Below are 24,243 nucleotides of genomic sequence, written 5' to 3'. Positions count from 1 at the left end.
TATAACTGCTGCGCGGTCGCGCTGTGAAGGACTCAGGCGCGATATAAATTATAAAGAGAGGAAGAGAAGAGTGAATAAATCTCAACTGATAGACAAGATTGCCGCGGGGGCTGACATCTCTAAAGCGGCTGCTGGACGTGCGTTAGATGCTTTAATTGCTTCTGTTACTGAATCTCTGAAAGAAGGGGACGATGTAGCGCTGGTAGGTTTTGGTACTTTTGCTGTTAAAGAGCGTGCTGCGCGTACAGGTCGCAACCCTCAGACCGGCAAAGAAATCACTATCGCCGCGGCTAAGGTTCCGGGCTTCCGCGCTGGCAAGGCACTGAAAGACGCGGTTAACTGATCGCTTCCCTGTGGGAGGTGAAAAGTACAAGGGCGCATCGAGAGATGTGCCTTTTTTATTTATTCAGTCACTCTTATCTGAGTTTCTGCGAGTTGTGGGCTGACAATTGCCCCCTTTTCTTGTCAAAATACGACCCTATACGCAGCGTCGGGAAACTGAGTGACTGCGAGAGGTCTACAGTCACCTACAGCGGAGTGTTGTTACACCATGATGGACAATTTACGCACGGCAGCAAACAGCATCGTGCTCAAGATCATTTTCGGCGTCATTATCGTGTCGTTCATTTTGACCGGCGTCAGTAGCTACCTTATTGGCGGTAACAATAATTATGCCGCAAAGGTAAATGACCAGGAGATTGGTCGCGCACAATTCGAAAATGCGGTTGCCAGTGAACGTAATCGTATGCAGCAACAGCTGGGTGACCAGTTCTCAGAGCTGGCCGCGAATGAAAACTATATCAAATCCATGCGTCAGCAGGTGCTGAACCGCCTTATCGACGAAGCACTGCTGGACCAGTACGCGCATAACCTGCACCTGGGCATCAGCGATGAGCAGGTTAAGAAAGCGATTTTCTCCACCCAGGCTTTCCAGACCAACGGTAAATTCGATAACGACCGTTTCAACGGTATCGTCAACCAAATGGGTATGAATGCAGATCAGTATGCGCAGGCGCTGCGCAATCAACTGACTTCTCAGCAACTGATCAACGCGATTGCGGGTACTGACTTCATGCTCAAAGGTGAGACGGATGAACTGGCGGCGCTGGTTTCCCAGCAGCGCGTTGTGCGTCAGGCGCTGATCGACGTGAATGCGCTGGCGGCAAAACAGACCGTAAGCGATCAGGAGATCGCTGGCTTCTATGAGCAGAATAAAACCCGCTTTGTCTCCCCGGAGCAGTTCCGTGTCAGCTATATCAAGCTGGATGCGGCTAACATGCAGCAGGACGTCAGCGACGCGGATATTCAGTCTTACTATGATCAGCACTTGGATCAGTTCACGCAGCCACAGCTTAATCGCTATAGCGTTATTCAGACCAAAACAGAAGATGACGCGAAAGCCGTGCTGGACGCACTGAGCAAAGGGGCAGATTTTGCCGCACTGGCGAAAGAAAAATCCACTGACATTATCTCTGCCCGTAACGGCGGTGATATGGGGTGGCTGGAGCCGGCCACCACACCTGATGAACTGAAAAATTCAGGCCTGAAAGACAAAGGCCAACTGTCAGGCGTGATCAAATCTTCTGTTGGCTTCCTGGTTGTTCGTCTTGATGACATTCAGCCTGCAAAAGCTAAACCGCTGAGCGACGTTCATGACGAGATCGCCGCGAAAGTGAAGCAGGATAAGGCACTGGATGCCTGGTATGCCCTGCAACAGAAGGTGAGCGAAGCCGCAAGCAACGATAATGAATCTCTGGCGGGTGCTGAGCAAGTCGCCGGAACAAAAGCCATTGAAACGGGTTGGTTTAGCCGTGACAGCCTGCCGCAAGAGCTTAATTTTAAACCGGTTGCCAATGCTATTTTTGACGGTGGTCTGGTGGGTGTGAACGGTGCGCCGGGCAGTAACTCTGACATTATTACTGTCGATGGTGACCGCGCCTTCGTGCTGCGTGTGAGTGAGCATAAAGCAGAAGCGATTAAGCCACTGGAAGAGGTTAAAGCTCAGGTCAGTGATATTGTTAAGCATAACAAAGCGGAGCAGCAGGCCAAACTGGATGCTGACAAGCTGATCGCTGAACTGAAAGCGGGTAAAGGCGACGATGCGCTGAAAGCCGCAGGGTTAAGTTTTGGCGCAGCGAAAACCTTGACTCGTACCGGTCAGGATCCGATTAGCCAGGCGGCCTTTAGCCTGCCGCTGCCTGAAAAAGACAAACCGGGCTATGGCGTAGCGAACGATGCCCAGGGCAATGTCGCGATTCTGGCGTTAGATGAAGTGAAAGCTGGCACCATGCCGGACGACCAGAAGAAAGCGATGGTTCAGGGTATTACCCAGAACAATGCACAGATCGCTTTCGAGGCGCTGATGACCAACTTGCGTAAAGAGGCCAAAATCAAACTTGGCGCGATTATGGAACAGCAGGAATAACGAGACGCTTCCCACAAATATTGCAACGCTTTGCAATTCAAAAGGCCGCTTTCGCGGCCTTTTCCACATTTGCGCTTCGCCATTTGTACCGTTTTTCCCGGTTGTTTATCGTAGCCTCGTTGTTAAACACCAAGGAGAAACAGCATGAAACATGGAATCAAAGTACTTTTACTGACCCTTTCTTTTGCCTGTGCTGGCATCAGCCATAATACGCTGGCTGCCCCCAATGGCGGTGGTGCGAAAGCGCCAGCGGTACAAACCAAAGCCGATAATGGCGCGACGCCGAATGCTAAAACCCCCGACCCGGCAAAAAGCACTGATGATGACGGTACAAGGGTTAGCATTAATACCGCCAGCGCCGAGGATCTGGCGCGGGTGATGAATGGGGTGGGCATGAAAAAAGCGCAGGCGATTGTGAGCTACCGGCAAGAGTACGGTCCCTTTAAGACCCTGGACGATCTCAAGCAGGTGCCTGGTATGGGGAGCGCGCTTGTTGAACGCAACCTCGGAAATCTGACCCTATAAAAGATGATGCTTGCGTAGTGGCGAAATTTTGCCAGACTAAAGAGGTCATACCAGTTATGGCCTCTGTTCCTATAACAAAAGTAAAGGTTAAAGCGCTATGCAGACTCAGATCAAAGTTCGTGGTTATCACCTCGATGTCTATCAGCATGTGAACAATGCCCGCTATCTGGAATTCCTGGAAGAAGCGCGTTGGGATGGGCTGGAAAACAATGAAAACTTTAAATGGATGACGACGAATAACATCGCGTTCGTGGTCGTCAACATCAATATCAATTACCGTCGTCCTGCCGTGCTGGGCGACCGCCTGACGGTGACCAGCCACGTTAAACAGATTAACGGACGAAGCGGCGTACTCAGCCAGGTCGTGACGCTGGAACCGGGAGGTGAAGTGGTGGCGGATGCGTTAGTGACCTTTGTGTGTATCGATCTTAAAACGCAAAAGGCGCTGGCGCTGGAAGGGGAGTTACGTGAAAGGCTGGAAGAGATGATCCGCGAAGAGGCGTGACAGTCGCAAAAATCTCCCGGATAAGGCGCTTGCGCCGCATCCGGGCTTGTATTATTAAAAAATCCAGAGATAACCGGCCAGTTCTCTCTGGTGGTGGTCCGGATGCCGTATCCGGGCTCAGACTTTGAGTCTGTATCGTAGATCCCCGCACCGGACCACCGTTATCCACAAGTGATAAACCGAACAGTATCATGGACCGGATTACCCGGTACCCCGCATTTGCAAGGAGGGTTACACTATGGAGTACGAACTTCACTTTATCGGCATTGATGTTGCCAAAGCTAAACTCGATGTCGATATGTTGCGGCCTGATGGCCGTCACCGCAGCAAAAAATTTGCCAACACCCCCGGAGGGCATGACGAGCTCGTCAGCTGGTTGCAGGGACATCAGGTCAGCAATGCCCATATCTGCATGGAAGCGACCGGGACGTATATGGAAGATGTCGCCGCTCATCTCTCTGACGCAGGATATCAGGTCTCTGTTATCAATCCGATGCTCAGCAAAGCGTTCGTTCAGAGCCAGGGAATACGCAGCAAAACCGATACGGTGGATGCCCGCCAGCTGGCATATTTTTGCCGGGAGAAACGCCCGGCGATATGGGAAGCCCCCATCCGGTTGAACGTGCCCTGCGGGCGCTGGTGCTGCGGCATCAGGCGCTGACAGAGATGCATGTACAGGAGCAGAACCGGCGGGAAAGCGCGCGTGAGGTTCAGTTGCCGAGCATAGACATGCATCTGCTGTGGCTGGAGACGGAACTGAAACGTCTTGAAAACCAGATAAAAGACCTGACGGATGATGACCCGGATATGAAACAGCGGCGCAAACTGCTGGACAGTATCCCGGGCATAGGCCCGAAAACCGCAGCGGTGCTGCTGGCTTATGTGGGACTGAAAGACAGGTTCAGGGAGGCGAGGCAGTTCGCGGCGTATGCAGGTCTGACGCCCCGGCAACATGAATCAGGCAGCAGTATCAGGCGGGTGAGCAGGATGAGTAAACTGGGCCATGCGTCGCTGCGTCGTGCGCTGTACATGCCAGCGATGGTGACGCTGTACAAAACGGAATGGGGCCGGGTGTTCAGGGAACGGCTGGAGAAGAACGGGAAGAATGCGAAGCTGATAATCGGGGCGATGATGAGGAAACTGGCGCAGGTTGCCTATGGCGTCCTGAAGTCAGGACGCCCGTTCGATGCCACGTTACATCAGGGAAATGCTTGCGCGGCATAACAGTATCTACGCGATTATCGCAGTGGATACAAATTGTAGCCCGGGGAAGCCATGTTCCCGGTTCATACCGCAGCGCACCTGGGAACCCAGAAAGGTGCGTCACTTCAACCCGGTTTTCTTTTTCATGGTTGCCATCACCCCGGCCTTATCGGCCAGGTAATGGCTCAGGCCATTCGCCCGCAGGTTACAGGCGGCGCACTGTCCGCAACCATCGCCTTTGATGCCGTTATAGCAGGTCAACGTCTCATTGCGCACCAGTTCCAGCTTGCCCCAGTAATCTGCCAGCGCCCAGGTTTCGGCTTTATCTATCCACATCAATGGCGTTTCAAAGCGAATGTCTTTCGCCATGCCCAGATTAACCGCATGGTTCAGGGCTTTGACAAACTCGTCGCGGCAGTCCGGATAACCGGAAAAATCGGTTTCGCAAACGCCGGTGATCACCGCTTCGGCCTGCACCTGATATGCGTAAATGGCCGTCAGGGTCAAAAACAGAATATTGCGCCCGGGTACGAACGTATTCGGGATACCACTGGCATCAGGCTGATAATCCGGTACCGGGATGCTGTCGCGCGTCAGGCTGCTAACTGCCAGTTCATTCAGTAACGTTACATCCAACACTTTGTGCGCACGTGCACCTAACTGTAATGCCAGTTCACGCGCCACATCGATTTCCGCACGATGACGCTGACCATAATCGAAGGTGACACAATGCACTTCATCGTATTGTTGCAACGCCTGAACCAGACAGGTTGTGGAATCCTGCCCGCCACTAAACACGACTACGGCACGTTTCATAATTATTCCCGGTATTCATTCATAAAGGCGATATGGTAGCGCGTGCGGATTGCCCCGACCAGCTTCTTCACCGCGCCGGTGCCGGTAGCCAGGCCTGGGTAAAATCAAACCAGCCACGGGTGTTCAGGCGAATGCCTTCTACGCCTGGTGGCGCGCTAATCCGATACTGATAATTAAACAGCGGTGTCAGTATGGCCTCATCCATCAGGTGGCTGAATACCGCCTGCAACGCCTCGCTACGCGCAGTTTCGTCCGCCAAGCTTTGCACGGCATCGAGCGTTGCCTGCAAATGGGAGAATTGCGCACGGCTGAGTACATTGGGCCAGACCGGGTCGCAGCGCAACCACTGTTCCAGCGCATATTCCGGGGCTTCGCCAATCAGCCTGTCGCCCATCAGTAAGTCTGCCTGCGCCAGCGCACTGCACCCATCCCAGGTTTTCGCATCATGAAAAATCAGCGTGACATCGCAACCCAGTTCGGCCAGATAACGTTTGAACTGTTGCGCCATAGTGTGTAATTCCACCGGCAGATGGTAAAGCAGGGTTAGCGTGGGCGGTAACTCAACGCTCTCTTCCGGTGGCCACTGCGGAATCGTCCAGCCAGGGAGAAGTTCTTTACTGGGGGTAATGAGGTTTTCATCCAGCGGCAGTGTCTCCAGCAGCGACGTCTGATGGATGATTTGCACAAGGCGTCGTGACTGTGCCGGGGTGAGATTCGCGCCAATACGCTGTGTCAGATAACAAAACCCAAGGCTGACACTGTTACTCACTTGCTGCAAATGCACAAGCTCATCAGGCTCGCCAATCGCAATTTGCACAGGGTGGCGACAACTGGTCCCGAGATTCTGTTCAAAAAGCTGCGGTGTAATCCAGAACTCCACCGCTTTCAATAATGGATGGGTGAGGTGGTACTGCTCATGACTTTCCAGTCTGACCAGTTCCTTACTGAATGAGGCAAGACGGAACGGCCCGGTACCGATAAGCGGCATTTGCGGATGCGCCAGCGTGGAGGCATAGCTGGCAAGACGGTGTGCCAGCCAGAAATCTGGATGGTGCAATGTAAATGTCAGACAGTGGGAATGGGTAGCCTCTACGCTTTTGACGCTGGCGAACAGCGTCCGCAAGGCGGGCAGTTCAAGGAGTAGCATGAAACGTGTTGCTAACTGACGAACATTCACGACATCGCCGTTATGCCAGTGCAATGTCGTGCGGATATGAAACCGCCAGGTCAGCGTGTCCTCACTAATATCCCAGTGGTGCGCTAAATCCCCCTGCGGTAAAAAGCTATCGTCCACGAAACGCGTCAGGCCAGAGAAGATTTGCCCGGCAAGATGCTGTTCCGCACGGCCAGGTAAAAAACCCTGCCGTAGCGGCTCCAGGGGGCGGTAGTAAGGAATGCGTAACGTCGGGGTATCGTTTTGCCAGAGCCCGCCAAGGAACGGATTCAGTAAAATGCGCAAATCTTCCGGCGCGAGCTGCGCCAGCGCCAGCGCGTTTTGCTGCTGGCCCTCATTCAGCGCCTGCTCCATCATCTCCTGGCGCAGGGATTCCGGCGTCCGCAAAAACTGCAGGGCCGCACGTTTACCCCGCCCGGAACGGGAATCCCAGTTCAGCCAGCCGGCTTCCTGCATCTGGCGTAACAGCGTACGCATATGGCGTTCGCTGCAAAAACAGCGTGCGGCAAGTTCGGCCACGCTGACCTGTTGCGCTTCTCCTGATGAGACCTGCCAGAGGCGCTGGTATTGATTGAGTCTGTTAAGGAGTCGCATAAACCCGGAACAATTCTCTCTATCTGCTCACTATTACTTCCGTATATATCAGGCAATACTTCTGCGCAATACACGGTGATCACATCTGGAGATGAAATATGGCCCGGTTGGCTGCTTTTGATATGGACGGTACTTTGTTGATGCCCGATCACCGCCTTGGTGAGCAAACTGTAGCGACGCTGCGCCGTCTGCGTGAACGCGACATTACCCTCACTTTTGCGACCGGCAGGCATGCGCTGGAGATGCGTAAGCTCATCGATATCCTCGCGCTGGACGCTTTTTTGATAACCGGTAACGGCACGCGCGTCCACTCTCTGGAGGGGGAGCTTTTACATCGTCAGGACCTTGATCCCGAAGTGGCTGAACTCTTACTGCACAGCAAATGGGATACGCAGGCCAGCATCCATGCGTTTAACGATGATGGCTGGATGACGGATAAACCTGTCCCGGAGGCGTTGGACGAACATATCTACAGTGGATTCACTTACCAGTTGGTGGATCTCAAGCGCCTGCCTGCCCATGACGTGACCAAAATCTGTTTTGTGGGTGAACATGACGACCTGTGCCGCTTGCGGATTCAGATGAATGAAGTGTTAGGCGGACGCGCGAGTTTATGCTTTTCCGCCTCTTACTGTCTGGAGGTATTACCGCTCGGCTGCAACAAAGGTTCGGCATTGACCATGCTCAGCTCGCTGTTAGGCGTGCCGATGCAGGATTGCATGGCGTTCGGCGATGCCATGAATGACAGAGAGATGCTGGAAAGCGTAGGGCGCGGCATGATCATGGGAAATGCCATGCCACAGTTGCGCGCCGCGCTTCCACACTTACCGATTATTGGACACTGCCGCGATCAGGCCGTGTCGCACTTCTTAACGCATTGGCTGGATACACCTAATCTTCCTTATTCCCCCGAATGATGAGATCTTTTCCAGCGGCCAGGTGTGAATGCCTGGCTTTTTTATTTTATCAGCGAGTTAATTTCTTCCCGCCACGGGCGGATATCGCCAATATTGGCTTCGACCCACTGCGGGTTGTAGTAGGTATCAAGGTAACGTTCACCGCTGTCGCACAACAGGGTCACGATAGAACCGCTTCGCCCCTCGTCGCGCATACGCGCCGCCAGTTGTAGGGCTCCCCACATATTGGTGCCGGTCGATGCGCCAACCCGACGCCCTAATTGTGTCTCCAGCCATTGCGCCGTTGCCACACTGGCGGCATCCGGCACTCGCAACATCTCGTCCACCACGTCAGGAATAAATGACGGTTCGACGCGTGGTCGGCCAATGCCTTCAATTTTGCTTCCCACCGAGGAACGCAGCCTGGCGTCTCGGGTCTGCCAGAAATCGAGAAATACCGAGTTTTCCGGATCCACGACCATCAGTTCGGTGCTGTAGCCCTGACAGCGAATGTAACGCCCGATAGTGGCCGATGTGCCACCCGTACCTGCGCTCATGACGATATAGTCCGGCACCGGATGCGGCTCGTTTTTCATCTGGCGAAAAATGCTATCCGCAATGTTGTTATTACCGCGCCAGTCGGTGGCGCGCTCGGCATAGGTAAACTGATCCATATAATGGCCGTTCAGTTCACGCGCCAGGGTTTCTGAGGCCGCGTAAATCTCGCAGGCGCTCTCCACGAAGTGACAGCGACCACCGTAAAATTCAATCTGCTCGACTTTTCGTTTTGCCGTGCAATAAGGCATAACGGCAATAAACGGTAATCCCAGCAGACGGGCAAAATACGCTTCTGATACCGCCGTTGAACCGGATGACGCTTCAATGATGGTGGTGCCTTCTTTAATCCAGCCATTACACAGGCCATAGAGAAAGAGTGAACGCGCCAGCCGATGTTTGAGGCTTCCGGTTGGGTGCGTACTTTCATCTTTCAGATAGAGCCTGATGCCGGGGAAAGCAGGCAGCGCGAGACGGATCAGGTGCGTGTCCGCAGAGCGCTGATAATCGGCATTGATTTCATTAATGGCGTGCTTAACCCAGTCACTGTTCATACATCGTTTCCATTTATCATTTTGTGCCCAGATTAGCGGAAAACGCAGGAAAAATTGTTGCCATTTAAACTTTGAAATAGACTGTTAAGAGAAAAACTTTCTCCGGGAAGGCGTAATGCTAGATAAAATAGATCGTAAGTTGCTTTCGTTGCTCCAGCAGGACTGCACGCTCTCTTTGCAGGCGCTGGCGGATGCCGTTAATCTGACCAGCACGCCATGCTGGAAACGACTAAAGCGGCTTGAGGAGGAGGGGATCCTGCTCGGACGTGTGGCCGTGCTGGATGCGGAGAAACTTGGCCTGAGCCTGACCGCATTTGTGCTGATCAAAACCCAGCATCACAGCAGCGACTGGTACTGTCGCTTCACCGCCGTGGTCTCGGAAATGCCGGAAGTGCTTGGATTCTGGCGTATGGCAGGGGAGTATGATTACCTGTTACGCGTTCAGGTTGCGGACATGAAACGTTATGACGACTTCTACAAAAAACTGGTCAATAGTGTACCTGGCTTGTCCGATGTGACATCCAGTTTTGCGATGGAACAGATAAAATATACCACGGCTTTGCCCATTGAATAACCCTCCCGGCGGTAGCCGGAAAACTCACGTTCAGGATGTAACCGCGTGCGATTATTTGCTCAGTTAAGCTGGTACTTTCGCCGGGAGTGGCGACGCTATCTCGGTGCTGTAGGCCTGCTTATCATTATTGCGATTCTACAACTCGTCCCGCCTAAGGTGGTGGGGATCATTGTCGATGGCGTTACCCGCCACCACTTTACCGCATCGCAGATCATGATGTGGGTAGGCACACTGGTGCTGATTGCTATCGTCATCTACCTGCTGCGCTATGTCTGGCGTGTCTGGCTGTTTGGCGCGTCCTATCAGCTCGCCGTCGAGCTACGCGAAGATTTTTACCGCCAGCTCAGCCGCCAGCATCCGGAATTTTATCTGCGCCACCGTACCGGCGACTTGATGGCGCGCGCTACAAATGACGTTGACCGGGTGGTGTTTGCCGCCGGGGAAGGCGTGCTCACGCTGGTGGATTCATTGGTGATGGGCTGTGTGGTGCTGGTGGTGATGTCCACCCAGATTAGCTGGCAACTGACGCTGTTATCGCTGTTGCCAATGCCGATTATGGCCATTTTTATTAAACGTTACGGCGACCAGTTGCATCAGCGCTTCAAGCTGGCGCAGGCAGCGTTCTCCTCTCTGAACGATCGTACTCAGGAGAGCATGACCAGCATTCGCATGATCAAAGCGTTTGGTCTGGAAGACAGGCAATCGGCGCTGTTTGCCGCGGAGGCCGCCGATACCGGGGCAAAAAACATGCGTGTCGCCCGCGTCGATGCCCGTTTTGATCCGACCATTTATATTGCTATCGGCATGGCAAACCTGCTGGCGATTGGCGGCGGGAGCTGGATGGTGATTCAGGGCTCGCTCACGCTGGGGCAACTCACCAGCTTCACCATGTATCTTGGCTTAATGATTTGGCCGATGCTGGCGCTGGCCTGGATGTTTAACATCGTTGAGCGCGGCAGCGCCGCCTATAGCCGTATTCGCGACATGCTGGCGGAAGCGCCGGTGGTGACCGACGGCACCGAACCTGTTCCGGAAGGGCGCGGTAGCCTGCAGATTACGATTCGCGAATTTACGTATCCGCAAACGGCACATCCGATTTTGAATAATGTGAATGTCTCCCTGTTACCTGGCCAGATGTTAGGGATTTGTGGGCCAACGGGGGCGGGTAAATCCACCTTGCTCTCTCTGATTCAGCGCCATTTCGATATTGAGCAAGGGGATATTCGTTTTCATGGGGTGCCGCTGACGCAACTAAAACTGGATGACTGGCGCAGCCGCCTGGCGGTGGTGAATCAGACGCCATTCCTGTTCTCCGACACTGTCGCCAATAATATCGCGCTGGGTAAACCGGGGGCGACGCAGGACGAGATTGAACATGTGGCGCGGCTTGCCAGCGTGCATGAGGATATCCTGCGCCTGCCGCAGGGCTACGATACCGAAGTCGGCGAGCGCGGCGTGATGCTCTCCGGCGGGCAAAAGCAGCGTATCTCAATTGCCCGCGCGCTGCTGCTGAACGCAGAGATTCTGCTGTTGGACGATGCGCTCTCTGCTGTAGATGGCCGCACCGAGCACCAGATTCTCCATAACCTGCGTCAGTGGGGAGAAGGGCGTACGGTAATTATCAGCGCCCACCGCCTGTCGGCGCTGACGGAAGCCAGTGAGATTTTAGTGATGCAGCACGGACATATCGGACAGCGCGGGCAACATGAACAGCTTGCGCGCCAGCCCGGCTGGTATCGCGATATGTATCGCTATCAACAACTGGAAGCGGCGCTGGACGACACGCCAGAGGAGGCGGTTGATGCGTAAGTTAGTGCAACAGTGGCCTACCCTGAAACGTTTGCTGGTCTATGGTTCTCCCTGGCGCAAACCGTTGACCAAAGCCGTCGTGATGCTGTGGGTTGCGGCGGCGGCGGAAGTGTCCGGCCCGGCGTTGATCAGCTATTTTATCGATAATATGGTGGCGAAAAGTTACCTGCCCGTTGGGCTGGTGGCGGGCATGGTCGTTGTCTATGTCGGCCTGCAGGTGCTGGCGGCCGGGCTGCATTATGCCCAGGCGCTACTGTTTAACCAGGCCGCCGTCGGCGTGGTACAGCGGTTGCGTACCGATGTGATGGATGCTGCTCTGCGACAGCCGCTGAGCGCGTTCGACACCCAGCCGGTCGGGCAGATCATTTCGCGCGTGACCAACGATACCGAAGTGATCCGCGATCTCTATGTGACGGTGGTGGCGACAGTATTGCGCAGTGCCGCGCTGATAGGCGCGATGCTGGTGGCGATGTTCAGCCTCGACTGGCGCATGGCGCTTGTCGCTATCTGCATCTTCCCGGCGGTTATCATCGTGATGTTGATTTATCAGCGTTACAGCACGCCAATTGTGCGACGTATGCGGGCTTACCTGGCGGATATCAACGATGGTTTCAACGAAGTCATCAATGGGATGAGCGTGATCCAGCAGTTTCGCCAGCAGGCGCGTTTTGGTGAGCGCATGGGTTCAGCAAGTCGTTCCCATTACCTGGCGCGAATGCAGACGTTACGTCTCGATGGCTTCCTGCTGCGTCCTTTACTGAGCCTCTTTTCCGCTCTGGTGCTGTGCGGCCTGTTAATGCTGTTTGGTTTTAGCCCGGCTGGCACGATGGAGGTTGGGGTGCTGTATGCCTTTATCAGTTATCTTGGTCGCCTGAATGAACCGTTGATTGAGCTGACGACCCAGCAGTCGATGCTCCAGCAGGCGGTAGTGGCCGGGGAGCGTGTCTTTGAGCTGATGGACTGTCCACGCCAGACCTATGGTTACGACGATGAGCCGCTAAAAAGCGGATCTATTGATATCAACGATGTCTCGTTTGCCTATCGTGATGACCGTCTGGTGCTGCAGGACATTAGCCTGAATGTACCTGCCCGCAGTTTTGTGGCCCTGGTGGGGCATACCGGTAGCGGTAAAAGCACGCTGGCAAGCCTGCTCATGGGCTACTACCCACTGACCAAAGGAGAAATCCGCCTGGATGGCCGGCCACTCTCCGCGCTGAGCCACAGCACACTGCGTAAAGGGGTGGCGATGGTGCAACAAGACCCGGTGGTGATGGCGGATACCTTCTTTGCCAACGTCACGCTGGGGCGTGATATTTCTGAGGAGCAGGTCTGGCATGCGCTGGAGGTGGTGCAATTGGCCGGGCTGGCGCGCGAAATGCCGGAGGGGATTTATACCCGCCTTGGCGAGCAGGGGAATAATCTCTCCGTTGGGCAGAAGCAACTGCTGGCGCTGGCGCGTGTACTGGTTGATACACCGCAAATTCTGATTCTGGACGAAGCAACGGCGAATATCGATTCAGGCACCGAAAAGGCCATTCAGCAGGCGCTGGTGGCGGTCCGGCAGCACACGACGCTGGTCGTGATTGCACACCGGCTGTCGACGATTGTCGAGGCGGAAACCATTCTTGTCCTCAATCGCGGTCAGGCCGTTGAACGTGGCACGCATCAGCAACTGCTTGAGGCAAAAGGGCGCTACTGGCAGATGTATCAACTGCAACTGGCAGGGGAGGAGCTTGCCGCCAGTGTTCGAGAAGAATCGCTAATCGCCTGATGCACCAAAATTAAGCATGCTACTAACAGGATCCGCTGTTGGTGCAAAAAAGTAACGCACTGCGCACTGTCGTGGTGCGTTTTTCTTTTCCAGGAACAATCTGAACCATTCCCATTTTCATCGCTGCGCTATGACATCCTTCTGAGACGGCTTAACAGCCTGAAATTTTCCCATTTTTCATTTTTGGCACACCGCTTGCAATATCTCTTGCGTATTAGCTGCGGCCATTATCGATTTTCGACTGGAGGGGGATCTATGAAGCTGGTTACCGTGGTAATTAAGCCATTCAAACTGGAAGACGTTCGTGAAGCGCTGTCTTCAATTGGTATTCAAGGGTTAACCGTGACCGAAGTGAAAGGTTTCGGACGTCAGAAAGGACACGCTGAGTTGTACCGTGGTGCGGAGTACAGCGTTAACTTCCTGCCAAAAGTGAAGATTGATGTGGCGATTGCTGACGATCAGCTCGATGAAGTGATTGATGTCATTAGCAAAGCGGCCTACACCGGAAAAATTGGCGACGGCAAAATTTTCGTTGCCGAGCTGCAACGCGTCATTCGTATTCGTACCGGCGAAGCCGACGAAGCGGCACTGTAATACCTGGCACACAGTGAGGGGATGGGTAAAATGAAGAAAGCACTATTAAAAGCGGGTCTGGCCTCGCTGGCATTACTGCCGTGTCTGGCTATGGCAGCCGATCCGGTTGTCGTCGATAAAGCCGACAATGCCTTTATGATGATTTGCACCGCGCTGGTGCTGTTTATGTCAATTCCGGGCATCGCCCTGTTCTATGGTGGTTTAATCCGCGGTAAAAACGTCCTTTCTATGCTGACGCAGGTTGCGGTTACGTTCGCACTGGTATGCGTGCTGTGGGTGGTTTACGGCTACTCTCTGGCCTTTGGCACTGGCGGCAGCTTCTTCGGTAGCTTCGACTGGGTGATGCTGAAAAATATTGAGCTGAAAGCGCTGATGGGCACCATCTATCAGTACATTCATGTTGCGTTCCAGGGTTCGTTTGCCTGTATTACCGTTGGCCTGATTGTCGGTGCGCTGGCAGAACGTATCCGTTTCTCCGCAGTTCTTATTTTCGTCGTGGTATGGCTGACGCTGTCCTACGTGCCGATCGCACACATGGTCTGGGGCGGCGGTCTGCTGGCAACCCATGGCGCCATGGATTTTGCGGGCGGTACAGTCGTTCACATCAACGCAGCCGTTGCAGGCCTGGTGGGTGCTTACCTGATTGGCAAACGCGTCGGTTTCGGTAAAGAAGCGTTTAAACCGCACAACCTGCCGATGGTATTTACCGGTACGGCAATCCTCTACTTTGGCTGGTTCGGCTTCAACGCGGGTTCTGCAAGCGCGGCGAACGAAATTGCGGGTCTGGCTTTCGTTAACACCGTTGTGGCAACAGCGGGTGCAATCCTCTCTTGGGTCTTCGGTGAGTGGGCGCTGCGCGGCAAACCGTCTCTGTTGGGTGCCTGTTCTGGTGCGATTGCTGGCCTCGTGGGTATCACCCCGGCGTGTGGTTACGTTGGTGTGGGTGGCGCGCTGATCGTGGGCATCGTTGCAGGTCTGGCGGGGCTGTGGGGCGTTACTGCTCTGAAACGCTGGCTGCGTGTTGACGACCCGTGTGATGTCTTCGGTGTTCACGGCGTGTGCGGTATCGTAGGTTGTATCATGACAGGTATCTTCGCAGCCACTTCACTGGGCGGCGTGGGTTATGCCGAAGGTGTGACGATGGGCCATCAGGTTCTGGTACAACTGGAAAGTATCGCCATCACTATCGTATGGTCTGGTGTCGTCGCCTTCATCGGTTACAAACTGGCTGACATGACAGTGGGTCTGCGTGTTCCGGAAGATCAGGAACGCGAAGGGCTGGACGTCAACAGCCACGGCGAGAACGCCTACAACGCCTGATCGAACTGAGTTATCTCCTGAGCAACATAAGCCTCCCATCGGGAGGCTTTTGTTATTGTACTGCGGTCAGACCGCCGCATCGCGGTTACGCATCACCCCTTCCTGCACGGTGGAGGCGACCAGGACGCCATCCCGGTTGTAAAACTCTCCGCGGACAAAACCGCGTGCGCTCGATGCCGAGGTACTTTCCACACTGTAAAGCAGCCAGTCGTTCAAATCGAAAGGGCGATGGAACCACATGGAGTGGTCGATGGTTGCCACCTGCATGCCTTTTTCGAGAAAACCTACGCCATGTGGCTGGAGCGCAACCAGCAGGAAGTGAAAGTCCGACGCGTAGCCGAGCAGATATTGCTGGACGCGTAAATCCTGCGGCAACGTGCCATTGGCGCGCATCCAGACCTGGCGGGTTGGCTCGGCGACGTGTCCTTTTAGCGGGTTGTGAAATTCCACGGGGCGGATTTCAATCGGTTTATCGCCGAGAAATTTCTCTTTTACCAGCGGCGGTAAAAACGCAGACAGCTCGCGGGCAATTTCCGTTTCGGATTTCAACGACTCCGGTGCTGGCGCATAAGGCATCGCCTTTTGATGCTCATAGCCTGGTTCCGGTGCCTGGAATGACGCCGTCATATAAAAAATCGGTTTCCCGTTTTGAATGGCCGCCACGCGACGAGCGCTAAAACTATTACCGTCGCGTAACACTTCAACGTCATAAATAATGGGTTTCTGGCTATCGCCCGGACGCAGAAAATAGCTGTGAAACGAGTGCACCAGCCTGTCTGCCGGTACGGTTTCTTTCGCCGCGTATAGCGCTTGCCCAACCACCTGACCACCGAACACCTGGCGCAGACCTAAGTCTTCGCTCTGCCCTCGAAACAGACCTTCCTCTATTTTTTCCAGATTCAATAATGACAGCAGATTTGTAAGCGCCTGACTCATAGGTGTCCTCAATAAAAATAAAACCGACGCAGCGGATTCCTTGATCAGTATAACCTGGAAATAAAAGTGGTCCGATGGGTGCAATAATCTGAATAGATGGGGGTTTGCAGGCAAAGATCAGTGACATGTGCCACACTTGAACACGTTACGATGGTCCAACCACACATTCTGGCAGAAAACATTCTTGCTGGTGCATACTTGCTGGTGCATAGAAGATAAGGAGAACTCATGAAACTCGTGCACATGTTAAGTGGTTTAGCAGTCGCTGTAGCGCTGACTGCCTGCGCAAAGAAAGCCGCAGACATACCAACGCCTGCACCAAACCCGCAGGCACCTGCGGCGAGTACGGCGGCGATAACCCAACCTAACGTTTCTGGTACGGTATGGATCCGCCAGAAAGTGGCGTTACCGCCGAATGCGGTCCTGACGGTCACTGTCTCTGACGCCTCCATGGCCGATGCGCCGTCTAAAGTGATTGCCCAAAAAGCGGTACGTACCGAAGGTAAACAGGCACCGTTTAGCTTTGTCTTGCCGTTTAACCCGGCAGACATCCAGCCTAATGCGCGTCTGCTGCTGAGTGCGGCTATTACCATTGATGACAAAATGGTCTTCGTAACCGACACGGTTAAACCGATCATTAACCAGGGCGGTACGAAAGCTGATCTGACACTGGTTCCCGTCCAGCAGACCGCTATTCCGTTGCAGTCAGGCGGTGGCGCGACAACTACCGTGCCTTCAACATCCCCAACCCAGGTAAGCCCTTCTACGGCAACGCCTGCACCGACACAGATGTAATGTGCGTACCTCCTCTCCTGCGGGAGAGGAGGTTTCAGTAAATCCAACGATAGCGTTGCATATCAATCTGTCCACTGCCGGATACCGCTACACCCTCTTCCAATAATGCCTGTCGCTGACGCTGTAAATCCGGTCCGCTTAATGAAATTGAGCCGTGGCGATTAACCACCCGATGCCAGGGTAAAGTACTGCCCTCCGGTAAACGCTTTAGCACGCCACCGACCTGTCTGGCTGCACGTGGCGACCCCGCCAGCCTGGCGACATCACCATAGGTTGTGACATAGCCCTCTGGAATCGAGGCGACGATTTGCCATACCCGCTGTGGAAAAGAATCGTGATTATCCATACTGCCTTCCTGACTGACGAAAGGTCAGCATAAACAGCCTGGTCGTGACTGTGAAGGGGAGATTGCGCAAGAAATCGGCATCCGTCAGGGTGCGGCTTGCAATTGCGGCATGGGACATGGATAATGCGCCAGCGCGTTGGTTAACAACGCTCTCAATGGGGGCTCTGTTGGTTCTCCCGCAACGCTACTTTGTTTACCAGGTCAGGTCCGGAAGGAAGCAGCCAAGGCAAAGGACGTGTGTGCCGGGATGTAGCTGGCAGGGCCCCCACCCATTTCTGGTACCTTCTTTTATCTTGCCCTCTGTGCGCTTTCTGTTTTATGGTCAATTTACCGCCGTTTATGCAGAAAGGATGCCTGTGACCACACCGCAACTCACCACCGAACGATTACTCCTTCAGCCGCTCGTTTCTGCCGATGCGGAACAAATTCAACGTGTCTTCCCTCGTTGGGAGATTGTGCGTTATCTGATTGGCACGATCCCCTGGCCTTATCCGGACGATGGTGCTGCCCAGTATGTTAATCATGTCGCTTTGCCAGCGGCAGAAGCGGGGAAGGGCTGGTACTGGACGATTCGGCGTAAAGCCGAGCCAATGCAACTTATTGGCGTTATATGCCTGATGGACCTGCCCGATAACAATCGCGGATTCTGGCTGGTGCCAGAGTGGCAGGGGCAGGGCCTGATGTCAGAAGCCAGTGATGCGGTGACGCGCTACTGGTTTGAGGAATTAGATAAAGAGGTGCTACGTGCGCCAAAAGCTGCCGTGAACACACGGTCAGTTAATTTTTCGCAGCGTAGCGGTATGCGTCTGGTCCGTCGCGAAAAAGCACACTATGTGGCGGGTGAATTGGATTCCGAACTTTGGGAAATCACCCGCGAGGCGTGGCGGCGTTTACAACGCTAACTCAGCGGTTGTCTCCGGTAACGGTGCTGCGCGATTTTTGAATTTCCATGATGTTTTCTGCGGAGGAAATCATCGCCGTTTTATTAGGGTAAAGATCAACATCGTGCATCTCTTTTTGCTAAGTGATAATTAGCGGTTAAGGTTCTTCTTAGTCTCATTAGCGCGTTATGCTAATGCTGGTGAAGGGCAAGTAAAGCACTTTGCTGTCTCGTTACACCAACGCCACCTCGAAAAAAACGCCACCGTCACCCTTACAGCGGTTGCCGTTATCCATTGCCAACTATTAATAATGTATTGTCATATATTTGAAATATTACTTTCACTTAAATGTCATAAAACAAGGTTAAAATATTTGTGGATATTTTTAATTTGTCATAAGCTTTTAATATAACTCTGGATCAGTATGTTAACTTCGTGTATTAATACTTTGCTAACTTCACACGGGAAGGGATAATCATGACCAGTGCGGTATTGAACGTCAAAATTGATCAGACGTTAAAAGAAAAGCTCCGTCATTACGCAGAAGAAAATAATGAGAACCTCAGTACGGCGACTGAAAAACTGCTGCTGTTGGCGTTTCAGTCAGTTGAACAGGGCGGAGTATCGGAAGAGGATATCGATAACCAACACCTTGAAGAAGAAAGTACTGCTCCATTAAATCCAAAAGAGATCAAAGCATTACGTAAACTTCTGAAGAAGAAAAAATGAACCAACAACTTCTCTCAACGGCCAGCAATTATCGCGAGGCCTGTGACCTGTTACGATCGGGTTTTGTAAAACATGTCCGTCTGAACTGGAATATTGGTAGCGATGAGTTCTTTCGCATCGCTACCGACTGGTGTGATGCTGGCGCAAAAATAAAAAAAGAAGGCGATAGTTTCGTTATTTCTATAAAAGGGTTTCCTATTCCGCGTCAGCAGTAATTGTATTGTCATGAAACTGTCATTTAAATTGCACTCAGTTTTGTGATGATGATACAAAATATAATTACGTTGTAACCATCTCATCATCATCACGGACGATGTTTACGACGGGCCTGTCTGGCTCGTCGACATTTCTTTTCCCCCGCTTTTTTTGCCTCACGCGTATAGCTTTGCTGGCATTTCTTACACCTGCATAACAGTTGCTGGCGTAATCGGGTACACTGGCGCGAAATCCGTCGCCAGATGAGTGCCATGAAAACCATTACGCTCTATGATGTCGCCCGCCTTGCCGGGGTCTCCTACCAAACCGTTTCGCGCGTTATCAATCAGGGCGAACATGTGTCTGCCCGGACGCGGGAGAAAGTGCTGGCGGCGATGGCGGAACTGCACTACATCCCCAATCGCGGGGCGCAGCAACTGGCAGGGAAACGGACCAAAACGCTGGGGCTACTGACTTCCGACCTGGCCTTGCATGCTCCCTCTCAAATTGCCTCGGCGGTGAAATCCCGCGCCACACAATCCGGCGTGAATGTGATCATTTCCATGCCGGAAGTGCAGGACGCCCGGGGATGTACTGCTGCGTTGCAGGATCTACTGGCCCAACGGGTCGATGGATTGCTGGTTAACGTTCCGCTGGATGATGAACAGGCAGAGGCCTTATCGGCACAGGCAGGCCCGGTGCCGGTCCTCTTTCTTGATGTCAGTGAAACGGCGGCCGTCAACAGCCTGATTTTTGATGCTGACCAGGGGGCACGGCTTGGCGCTGCGCACTTGCTGGAACAGGGGCATCAGCGCATTGCGTTGCTGGGGGGGCCGCAGTCATCGGTCTCTGCAAGGGCAAGAATGTCAGGATGGCTGGCGGCACTGGCCGAGTCGGGATTATCGCCCTGTGGCTGCGAATACGGCGACTGGAGCGCGGCATCCGGCTATGAAAAAGGGCATCTGCTTCTGGCGGCAGATACGCCGCCGCAGGCTATCCTGGTTGCCAACGATCAGATGGCCCTTGGCGTGATACGCGTTTGCGCGGAGCGGGGCTTAACCGTACCGGGCCAGATTTCAGTGGTCGGTTATGATGATACGGCCGACAGCGCCTGGTACTCACCGCCGCTCACGACCATCCGCCAGGCGTTCAAACTCGCGGGCGAGCGTAGCGTAGAATGGCTCCTTGCCCGCCTTTCCGGTGACGATACTGGGATTGGCCAGACGCGGTTGCCGGTGACGCTGGTGGAGCGCGCCTCGACCTCACCGGTAACATCGATTAATGTCAGTGGCGAAACGCTGGCCAGACGACTGAATGAGCTGGCACAACTCGCAGCGCAGCTCGATCGTCGTTAACGCTTTTGTGATCCTTTTCGCTTTGCTGCTCGTAAACCCTTTACGTTAGCGCTGATTCGGTGCATTGTGCATGAAATTGTGAGCGCTTCGCAAAATGAGGTCAATATGTCTGTTTCCGCGTTAAGTTCGTTATTCGCTCGTCGGGACTGGGAAAACCCGGTCATCACGCACTGGCACCGTTTACCGGCGCACGCGCCAATGTCAAGCTGGCGGGAGGTGGGCGAAGCGCTTCGTGATGAGGTGCCGTCAACCCGTCGTTTACTTAACGGCGACTGGCAGTTTAACTTCTTTTCATCACCCGAATCTGTACCGGAAAGCTGGATCATGGCCGATCTCGCCGATGCGGTGCGGATGCCGGTGCCGTCGAACTGGCAGATGCAGGGCTTTGATACTCCCATTTACACCAACGTGACCTATCCCATCGCGGTGAATCCACCGTTTGTACCGCAGGACAATCCGACCGGTTGTTACTCGCTCACATTTGATCTCGAAGAACAGTGGCTGGCGAACGGGCAAACGCATATTGTTTTTGATGGGGTCAACTCCGGGTTTTATCTCTGGTGTAACGGCCAGTGGGTCGGCTATTCCCAGGATAGCCGCCTGCCCGCTGAATTTGATCTGAGCAACGTGCTGGTGGCCGGGGAAAACCGTCTGGCGGTTATGGTGCTACGCTGGTGCGATGGCAGTTACCTTGAAGACCAGGATATGTGGCGCATGAGCGGCATTTTCCGTGATGTCTCCCTGCAACATAAACCCCATACCTGCATTGCCAATTATCACTACACCACCCAACTGAATGCGGAATTTACCCACGCGCAATTGCAAACGGAGATAACGCTCGCCGGGGAGTTTGCGGGCTGCCAGGTGGTCGTCGCCTTGTGGCGAGGGGATGACAAAATCGCTGAGGCCAGCCAGAGACCGGGTAGCGCAGTGGTGGATGAGCGCGGAGCCTGGGCCGAGCGCGTAAGCGTGACGATGCCCGTTGAGCGACCGCTACTGTGGAGCGCGGAAACGCCTGAGTTGTATCGTTTGACGATGGCGCTGTATGACGGTGAAAACCATCTGCTGGAAGTGGAAGCGTGCGATGTGGGCTTCCGCCATGTTGAGATCAGCGAAGGGTTGCTGAAACTGAACGGTCAGCCGCTGCTGATCCGTGGGGTCAACCGCCATGAACACCATCCGGAAAACGGTCAGGCGATCGATGAAGCCACGATGCGCCGCGATATCGAACTGATGAAACAGCACAATTTCAATGCCGTACGCTGTTCACATTACCCCAACCACCCGCTGTGGTATCGCCTGTGCGATCAGTACGGGCTCTATGTGGTGGATGAAGCAAACATTGAAACGCACGGCATGGTACCGATGAGCCGTCTGGCGGATGATCCGCAATGGCTACCGGCGATGAGCGAGCGTGTTACCCGCATGGTGCAGCGCGATCGTAACCATCCGTCGATCATTATCTGGTCGCTGGGAAATGAATCCGGTCATGGCGCGTCGCATGACGCGCTCTATCGTTGGGTGAAAACCACCGATCCAACACGTCCGGTACAGTACGAAGGCGGTGGCGCCAATACTGCGGCAACAGATATCGTCTGCCCGATGTATGCCCGCGTCGATCAGGATCAACCGTTCCCGGCGGTGCCGAAATGGTCAATAAAAAAATGGGTCGGAATGCCAGATGAAACCCGTCCGCTGATCCTTTGTGAATATGCGCATGCCATGGGCAACAGCTTCGGCGGGTTTGCCAAATACTGGCAGGCTTTCCGTGCTTATCCCCGCCTGCAGGGCGGGTTTGTCTGGGACTGGGTTGACCAGGCACTGACCAAACTCGATGAAAACGGTGAGCCATTCTGGGCCTATGGCGGTGATTTCGGCGATACGCCGAACGACAGACAGTTCTGCATGAACGGGCTGGTTTTCCCGGACAGAACACCGCACCCGGCGCTCTATGAAGCGCAACGCGCCCAGCAGTTTTTCCAGTTCCAACGGGTCAGTACCTCACCGCTGGCAATCGAGGTAACGAGCGAGTATTTATTCCGTTCGACGGATAACGAAGTTCTGCGATGGTCTGTTACCCGTGATGGCGAGGTGCTGGCGCAAGGGGAGGTGGCGCTGGCGATCGCCCCACAGGGAACCCAGCGTATTGAACTTAACTGCCCGCCTTTGGCCGCGCAACCGGGGGATGTCTGGCTGAATGTGGATATCTATCAGCGTGATGCGACAAGCTGGTCACCCGCGCAGCACCGCTGCGCCTGGGATCAGTGGCAACTGCCGACAGCGCTCGCATTACCAAGAGAAAAAGCCGCACAACCGCGGCCCGCGCTACAGACTGACGCTGCGCATTTCGTGATTGAGCAGGGCGGACATCGCTGGCAGTTCAGCCGGACGAGCGGCCACCTGACGCAGTGGTGGCGTGATGGTCAACCGACGCTCCTTGCGCCGGTACTTGACAACTTTACCCGCGCGCCACTGGACAATGATATCGGCGTCAGCGAGGCCACGCGCATCGATCCCAATGCGTGGGTGGAGCGCTGGAAAGCGGCAGGAATGTATGACCTGACGCCAGTGTTGTTGCAGTGCAACGCGCTGGAAAATGCCACCGATGTGGTCATCGCCACGCGCCATGCCTGGCAGTACAACGGGCAGACGCTGTTTATCAGTGAAAAAACCTGGCGAGTGGCTGGCGATGGCGTTCTGCATGGCGATGTTCAGGTGCAACGCAATCTGGATGTGCCGCCACCTGCGCGTATCGGCTTGCAGTGTCAGCTTGCTGAGGTTGCAGAGCAGGTCAGTTGGCGGGGGCTTGGGCCGCATGAAAACTACCCGGACCGCAAACTGGCCGCGCGGCAGGGGCGTTGGACATTGCCGCTCGCGCAACTTCATACGGACTATATTTTCCCGACCGAAAATGGCCTGCGTTGCGACACGCGCGAGGTGAATTATGGTGCGCATCGTCTGAACGGGCAGTTCCACTTTTCCCTGAGCCGCTACAGCCAGGAGCAATTAAGGGAAACCTCTCACCGCCATTTACTGCGCGAAGAGCCCGGATGCTGGCTGCAACTGGATGCCTTTCACATGGGGCTCGGTGGCGACGACTCCTGGAGCCCGAGTGTGTCCCCGGAGTTTATCCTCAGCGACGATGTTGTGCGCTACACCTTCTGCTGGTCTCAGGGCTAAACTTAGTCAGCCAGACGCAGCGGGAATCGTCCCGCTGCGCGGTTCACTTCGGAGGCTCACTCATGAAGTATGTCGATGGGTTCGTGGTGGCGGTTCCGGCAGATAAGAAAGACGCTTATTTGCAACTCGCGGCCAGGGCCGCCCCGCTGTTTAAAGCGTTTGGCGCAACGCGGATTGTGGAGTGTTGGGCCGACGACGTTCCGGCTGGAAATTTCACCGACTTTCGTCGGGCGGTAAAAGCAGAAGATCATGAAGAGGTGGTTTTTAGCTGGATTGAATATCCCTCTAAAGAGGTACGTGATGCCGCCAATCAAAAAATGATGGCCGATCCCCGCATGCGTGAACTGGGAGACCAAATGCCTTTCGATAGCAAGCGCATGATTTATGGCGGCTTTGTCCCATTGCTGGACGAATGAGACTCAGGACACTTCTCTAACTATCTTCTCTGGCGTAATGCAGGGCTTGCGATATGTCGGCTGAGGGCCTTCTGAGACCCTGTAGTCTGCCAGCC

General features: G+C 54.3%; 22 protein-coding genes, 1 other RNA gene and 1 pseudogene. 19 read left to right on the top strand and 5 right to left on the bottom strand.

Annotated features, from left to right (window positions below):
* The first annotated feature begins 70 nt into the window (after positions 1-70).
* From hupB to ACS0RQ_RS21545, 5 genes and pseudogenes are all read left to right on the top strand, one after another.
* Positions 71-343, top strand: a complete 273-nt coding sequence (hupB, locus tag ACS0RQ_RS21565) for a nucleoid-associated protein HU-beta (protein ID WP_041852498.1) — start codon at positions 71-73, stop codon at positions 341-343.
* Positions 344-550: 207 nt separating this feature from the next.
* Entirely contained in the window at positions 551-2,425 is a 1,875-nt protein-coding gene (ppiD, locus tag ACS0RQ_RS21560) for a peptidylprolyl isomerase (protein WP_271850723.1), read from the top strand.
* Positions 2,426-2,569: 144 nt separating this feature from the next.
* Positions 2,570-2,950 carry a helix-hairpin-helix domain-containing protein gene (locus tag ACS0RQ_RS21555; RefSeq protein WP_271850724.1) on the top strand — a complete coding sequence of 127 codons (381 nt, stop codon included), beginning with the start codon at positions 2,570-2,572 and terminating at the stop codon, positions 2,948-2,950.
* Between the two features lie 97 nt (positions 2,951-3,047).
* Complete coding sequence (locus ACS0RQ_RS21550; protein WP_041852495.1) at positions 3,048-3,455, top strand: YbgC/FadM family acyl-CoA thioesterase; 408 nt, start codon at positions 3,048-3,050, stop codon at positions 3,453-3,455.
* Positions 3,456-3,693: 238 nt separating this feature from the next.
* A pseudogene (locus tag ACS0RQ_RS21545) lies at positions 3,694-4,679 on the top strand (IS110 family RNA-guided transposase).
* 99 nt (positions 4,680-4,778) lie between these two features.
* Here ACS0RQ_RS21545 and queC read toward each other — a convergent pair.
* Complete coding sequence (gene queC / locus ACS0RQ_RS21540; protein ID WP_271850359.1) at positions 4,779-5,474, bottom strand: 7-cyano-7-deazaguanine synthase QueC; 696 nt, start codon at positions 5,472-5,474, stop codon at positions 4,779-4,781.
* 67 nt (positions 5,475-5,541) lie between these two features.
* Positions 5,542-7,242, bottom strand: a complete 1,701-nt coding sequence (locus ACS0RQ_RS21535; RefSeq protein WP_271850358.1) for an SgrR family transcriptional regulator — start codon at positions 7,240-7,242, stop codon at positions 5,542-5,544.
* Positions 7,243-7,340: 98 nt separating this feature from the next.
* Between ACS0RQ_RS21535 and cof the strand changes: the two genes are divergently transcribed.
* Complete coding sequence (gene cof / locus ACS0RQ_RS21530; protein WP_271850357.1) at positions 7,341-8,159, top strand: HMP-PP phosphatase; 819 nt, start codon at positions 7,341-7,343, stop codon at positions 8,157-8,159.
* A gap of 41 nt (positions 8,160-8,200) precedes the next feature.
* Here cof and ACS0RQ_RS21525 read toward each other — a convergent pair whose 3' ends face one another.
* A complete protein-coding gene (locus ACS0RQ_RS21525) occupies positions 8,201-9,247 on the bottom strand; it encodes a PLP-dependent cysteine synthase family protein (protein ID WP_041852491.1) in 1,047 nt (348 codons plus the stop codon).
* A gap of 115 nt (positions 9,248-9,362) precedes the next feature.
* Here ACS0RQ_RS21525 and ACS0RQ_RS21520 point away from each other — a divergent pair, with 115 nt between their 5' ends.
* From ACS0RQ_RS21520 to amtB, 5 genes are all read left to right on the top strand, one after another.
* Entirely contained in the window at positions 9,363-9,821 is a 459-nt protein-coding gene (locus ACS0RQ_RS21520) for an Lrp/AsnC family transcriptional regulator (protein WP_041852490.1), read from the top strand.
* A gap of 45 nt (positions 9,822-9,866) precedes the next feature.
* Positions 9,867-11,630, top strand: coding sequence for a SmdA family multidrug ABC transporter permease/ATP-binding protein (locus ACS0RQ_RS21515; protein ID WP_271850356.1), 1,764 nt, complete (start codon positions 9,867-9,869; stop codon positions 11,628-11,630).
* Entirely contained in the window at positions 11,623-13,401 is a 1,779-nt protein-coding gene (locus ACS0RQ_RS21510) for a SmdB family multidrug efflux ABC transporter permease/ATP-binding protein (RefSeq protein ID WP_132439382.1), read from the top strand. The genes ACS0RQ_RS21515 and ACS0RQ_RS21510 overlap by 8 nt, the downstream gene beginning before the upstream one ends.
* Before the next feature lie 255 nt (positions 13,402-13,656).
* On the top strand, positions 13,657-13,995 hold the full coding sequence (glnK, locus tag ACS0RQ_RS21505; protein WP_002891893.1) for a P-II family nitrogen regulator: 339 nt from the start codon (positions 13,657-13,659) through the stop codon (positions 13,993-13,995).
* A 30-nt stretch (positions 13,996-14,025) separates the two neighbouring features.
* The gene (gene amtB, locus ACS0RQ_RS21500) at positions 14,026-15,315 is read left to right on the top strand and encodes an ammonium transporter AmtB (RefSeq protein ID WP_271850355.1); all 1,290 of its coding nucleotides are present in this window, start codon (positions 14,026-14,028) and stop codon (positions 15,313-15,315) included.
* 66 nt (positions 15,316-15,381) lie between these two features.
* On the opposite strand, the gene tesB is transcribed toward amtB, so the two are convergent.
* Positions 15,382-16,251: an acyl-CoA thioesterase II gene (tesB, locus tag ACS0RQ_RS21495; protein WP_041852486.1), complete on the bottom strand. Its 870-nt coding sequence runs from the start codon at positions 16,249-16,251 to the stop codon at positions 15,382-15,384.
* A 228-nt stretch (positions 16,252-16,479) separates the two neighbouring features.
* Between tesB and ACS0RQ_RS21490 the strand changes: the two genes are divergently transcribed.
* Positions 16,480-17,046: a YbaY family lipoprotein gene (locus ACS0RQ_RS21490; protein ID WP_071195825.1), complete on the top strand. Its 567-nt coding sequence runs from the start codon at positions 16,480-16,482 to the stop codon at positions 17,044-17,046.
* Positions 17,047-17,080: 34 nt separating this feature from the next.
* On the opposite strand, the gene ACS0RQ_RS21485 is transcribed toward ACS0RQ_RS21490, so the two are convergent.
* Entirely contained in the window at positions 17,081-17,392 is a 312-nt protein-coding gene (locus ACS0RQ_RS21485) for an MGMT family protein (protein WP_193795295.1), read from the bottom strand.
* A 165-nt stretch (positions 17,393-17,557) separates the two neighbouring features.
* Between ACS0RQ_RS21485 and ffs the strand changes: the two genes are divergently transcribed.
* From ffs to ACS0RQ_RS21450, 7 genes are all read left to right on the top strand, one after another.
* An RNA gene (gene ffs / locus ACS0RQ_RS21480) (signal recognition particle sRNA small type) lies at positions 17,558-17,654 on the top strand.
* An 88-nt stretch (positions 17,655-17,742) separates the two neighbouring features.
* Positions 17,743-18,294: a GNAT family N-acetyltransferase gene (locus ACS0RQ_RS21475; RefSeq protein WP_271850354.1), complete on the top strand. Its 552-nt coding sequence runs from the start codon at positions 17,743-17,745 to the stop codon at positions 18,292-18,294.
* Between the two features lie 456 nt (positions 18,295-18,750).
* Positions 18,751-19,002, top strand: coding sequence for a hypothetical protein (locus tag ACS0RQ_RS21470; RefSeq protein ID WP_041852482.1), 252 nt, complete (start codon positions 18,751-18,753; stop codon positions 19,000-19,002).
* On the top strand, positions 18,999-19,217 hold the full coding sequence (locus ACS0RQ_RS21465; protein ID WP_271850353.1) for a hypothetical protein: 219 nt from the start codon (positions 18,999-19,001) through the stop codon (positions 19,215-19,217). Before ACS0RQ_RS21470 ends, ACS0RQ_RS21465 begins: the two co-directional genes overlap by 4 nt.
* Before the next feature lie 252 nt (positions 19,218-19,469).
* The gene (locus tag ACS0RQ_RS21460) at positions 19,470-20,552 is read left to right on the top strand and encodes a LacI family DNA-binding transcriptional regulator (RefSeq protein WP_271850352.1); all 1,083 of its coding nucleotides are present in this window, start codon (positions 19,470-19,472) and stop codon (positions 20,550-20,552) included.
* A gap of 105 nt (positions 20,553-20,657) precedes the next feature.
* Positions 20,658-23,732 carry a beta-galactosidase gene (locus ACS0RQ_RS21455; RefSeq protein WP_271850351.1) on the top strand — a complete coding sequence of 1,025 codons (3,075 nt, stop codon included), beginning with the start codon at positions 20,658-20,660 and terminating at the stop codon, positions 23,730-23,732.
* Between the two features lie 62 nt (positions 23,733-23,794).
* The gene (locus tag ACS0RQ_RS21450) at positions 23,795-24,148 is read left to right on the top strand and encodes a DUF1428 domain-containing protein (protein ID WP_041852478.1); all 354 of its coding nucleotides are present in this window, start codon (positions 23,795-23,797) and stop codon (positions 24,146-24,148) included.
* Positions 24,149-24,243 lie beyond the last annotated feature (95 nt).

The organism is Phytobacter diazotrophicus, assembly GCF_052061655.1.
GTDB lineage: Bacteria > Pseudomonadota > Gammaproteobacteria > Enterobacterales > Enterobacteriaceae > Phytobacter > Phytobacter diazotrophicus.
This window is presented reverse-complemented; position numbering and strand designations above follow the sequence as displayed.

Bases quoted from the DNA above. Each gene is read 5' to 3' on its own strand.
- ACS0RQ_RS21525 (WP_041852491.1), bottom strand. From the start codon at position 9,247: ATGAACAGTGACTGGGTTAAGCACGCCATTAATGAAATCAATGCCGAT.
- ACS0RQ_RS21470 (WP_041852482.1), top strand. From the start codon at position 18,751: ATGACCAGTGCGGTATTGAACGTCAAAATTGATCAGACGTTAAAAGAA.
- ACS0RQ_RS21450 (WP_041852478.1), top strand. From the start codon at position 23,795: ATGAAGTATGTCGATGGGTTCGTGGTGGCGGTTCCGGCAGATAAGAAA.
- amtB (WP_271850355.1), top strand. From the start codon at position 14,026: ATGAAGAAAGCACTATTAAAAGCGGGTCTGGCCTCGCTGGCATTACTG.
- queC (WP_271850359.1), bottom strand. From the start codon at position 5,474: ATGAAACGTGCCGTAGTCGTGTTTAGTGGCGGGCAGGATTCCACAACC.
- ACS0RQ_RS21555 (WP_271850724.1), top strand. From the start codon at position 2,570: ATGAAACATGGAATCAAAGTACTTTTACTGACCCTTTCTTTTGCCTGT.
- ACS0RQ_RS21485 (WP_193795295.1), bottom strand. From the start codon at position 17,392: ATGGATAATCACGATTCTTTTCCACAGCGGGTATGGCAAATCGTCGCC.
- ppiD (WP_271850723.1), top strand. From the start codon at position 551: ATGATGGACAATTTACGCACGGCAGCAAACAGCATCGTGCTCAAGATC.
- ACS0RQ_RS21475 (WP_271850354.1), top strand. From the start codon at position 17,743: ATGCCTGTGACCACACCGCAACTCACCACCGAACGATTACTCCTTCAG.
- ACS0RQ_RS21520 (WP_041852490.1), top strand. From the start codon at position 9,363: ATGCTAGATAAAATAGATCGTAAGTTGCTTTCGTTGCTCCAGCAGGAC.
- ACS0RQ_RS21535 (WP_271850358.1), bottom strand. From the start codon at position 7,242: ATGCGACTCCTTAACAGACTCAATCAATACCAGCGCCTCTGGCAGGTC.
- ACS0RQ_RS21465 (WP_271850353.1), top strand. From the start codon at position 18,999: ATGAACCAACAACTTCTCTCAACGGCCAGCAATTATCGCGAGGCCTGT.
- ACS0RQ_RS21510 (WP_132439382.1), top strand. From the start codon at position 11,623: ATGCGTAAGTTAGTGCAACAGTGGCCTACCCTGAAACGTTTGCTGGTC.
- ACS0RQ_RS21455 (WP_271850351.1), top strand. From the start codon at position 20,658: ATGTCTGTTTCCGCGTTAAGTTCGTTATTCGCTCGTCGGGACTGGGAA.
- ACS0RQ_RS21490 (WP_071195825.1), top strand. From the start codon at position 16,480: ATGAAACTCGTGCACATGTTAAGTGGTTTAGCAGTCGCTGTAGCGCTG.
- ACS0RQ_RS21460 (WP_271850352.1), top strand. From the start codon at position 19,470: ATGAAAACCATTACGCTCTATGATGTCGCCCGCCTTGCCGGGGTCTCC.
- ACS0RQ_RS21550 (WP_041852495.1), top strand. From the start codon at position 3,048: ATGCAGACTCAGATCAAAGTTCGTGGTTATCACCTCGATGTCTATCAG.
- tesB (WP_041852486.1), bottom strand. From the start codon at position 16,251: ATGAGTCAGGCGCTTACAAATCTGCTGTCATTATTGAATCTGGAAAAA.
- cof (WP_271850357.1), top strand. From the start codon at position 7,341: ATGGCCCGGTTGGCTGCTTTTGATATGGACGGTACTTTGTTGATGCCC.
- glnK (WP_002891893.1), top strand. From the start codon at position 13,657: ATGAAGCTGGTTACCGTGGTAATTAAGCCATTCAAACTGGAAGACGTT.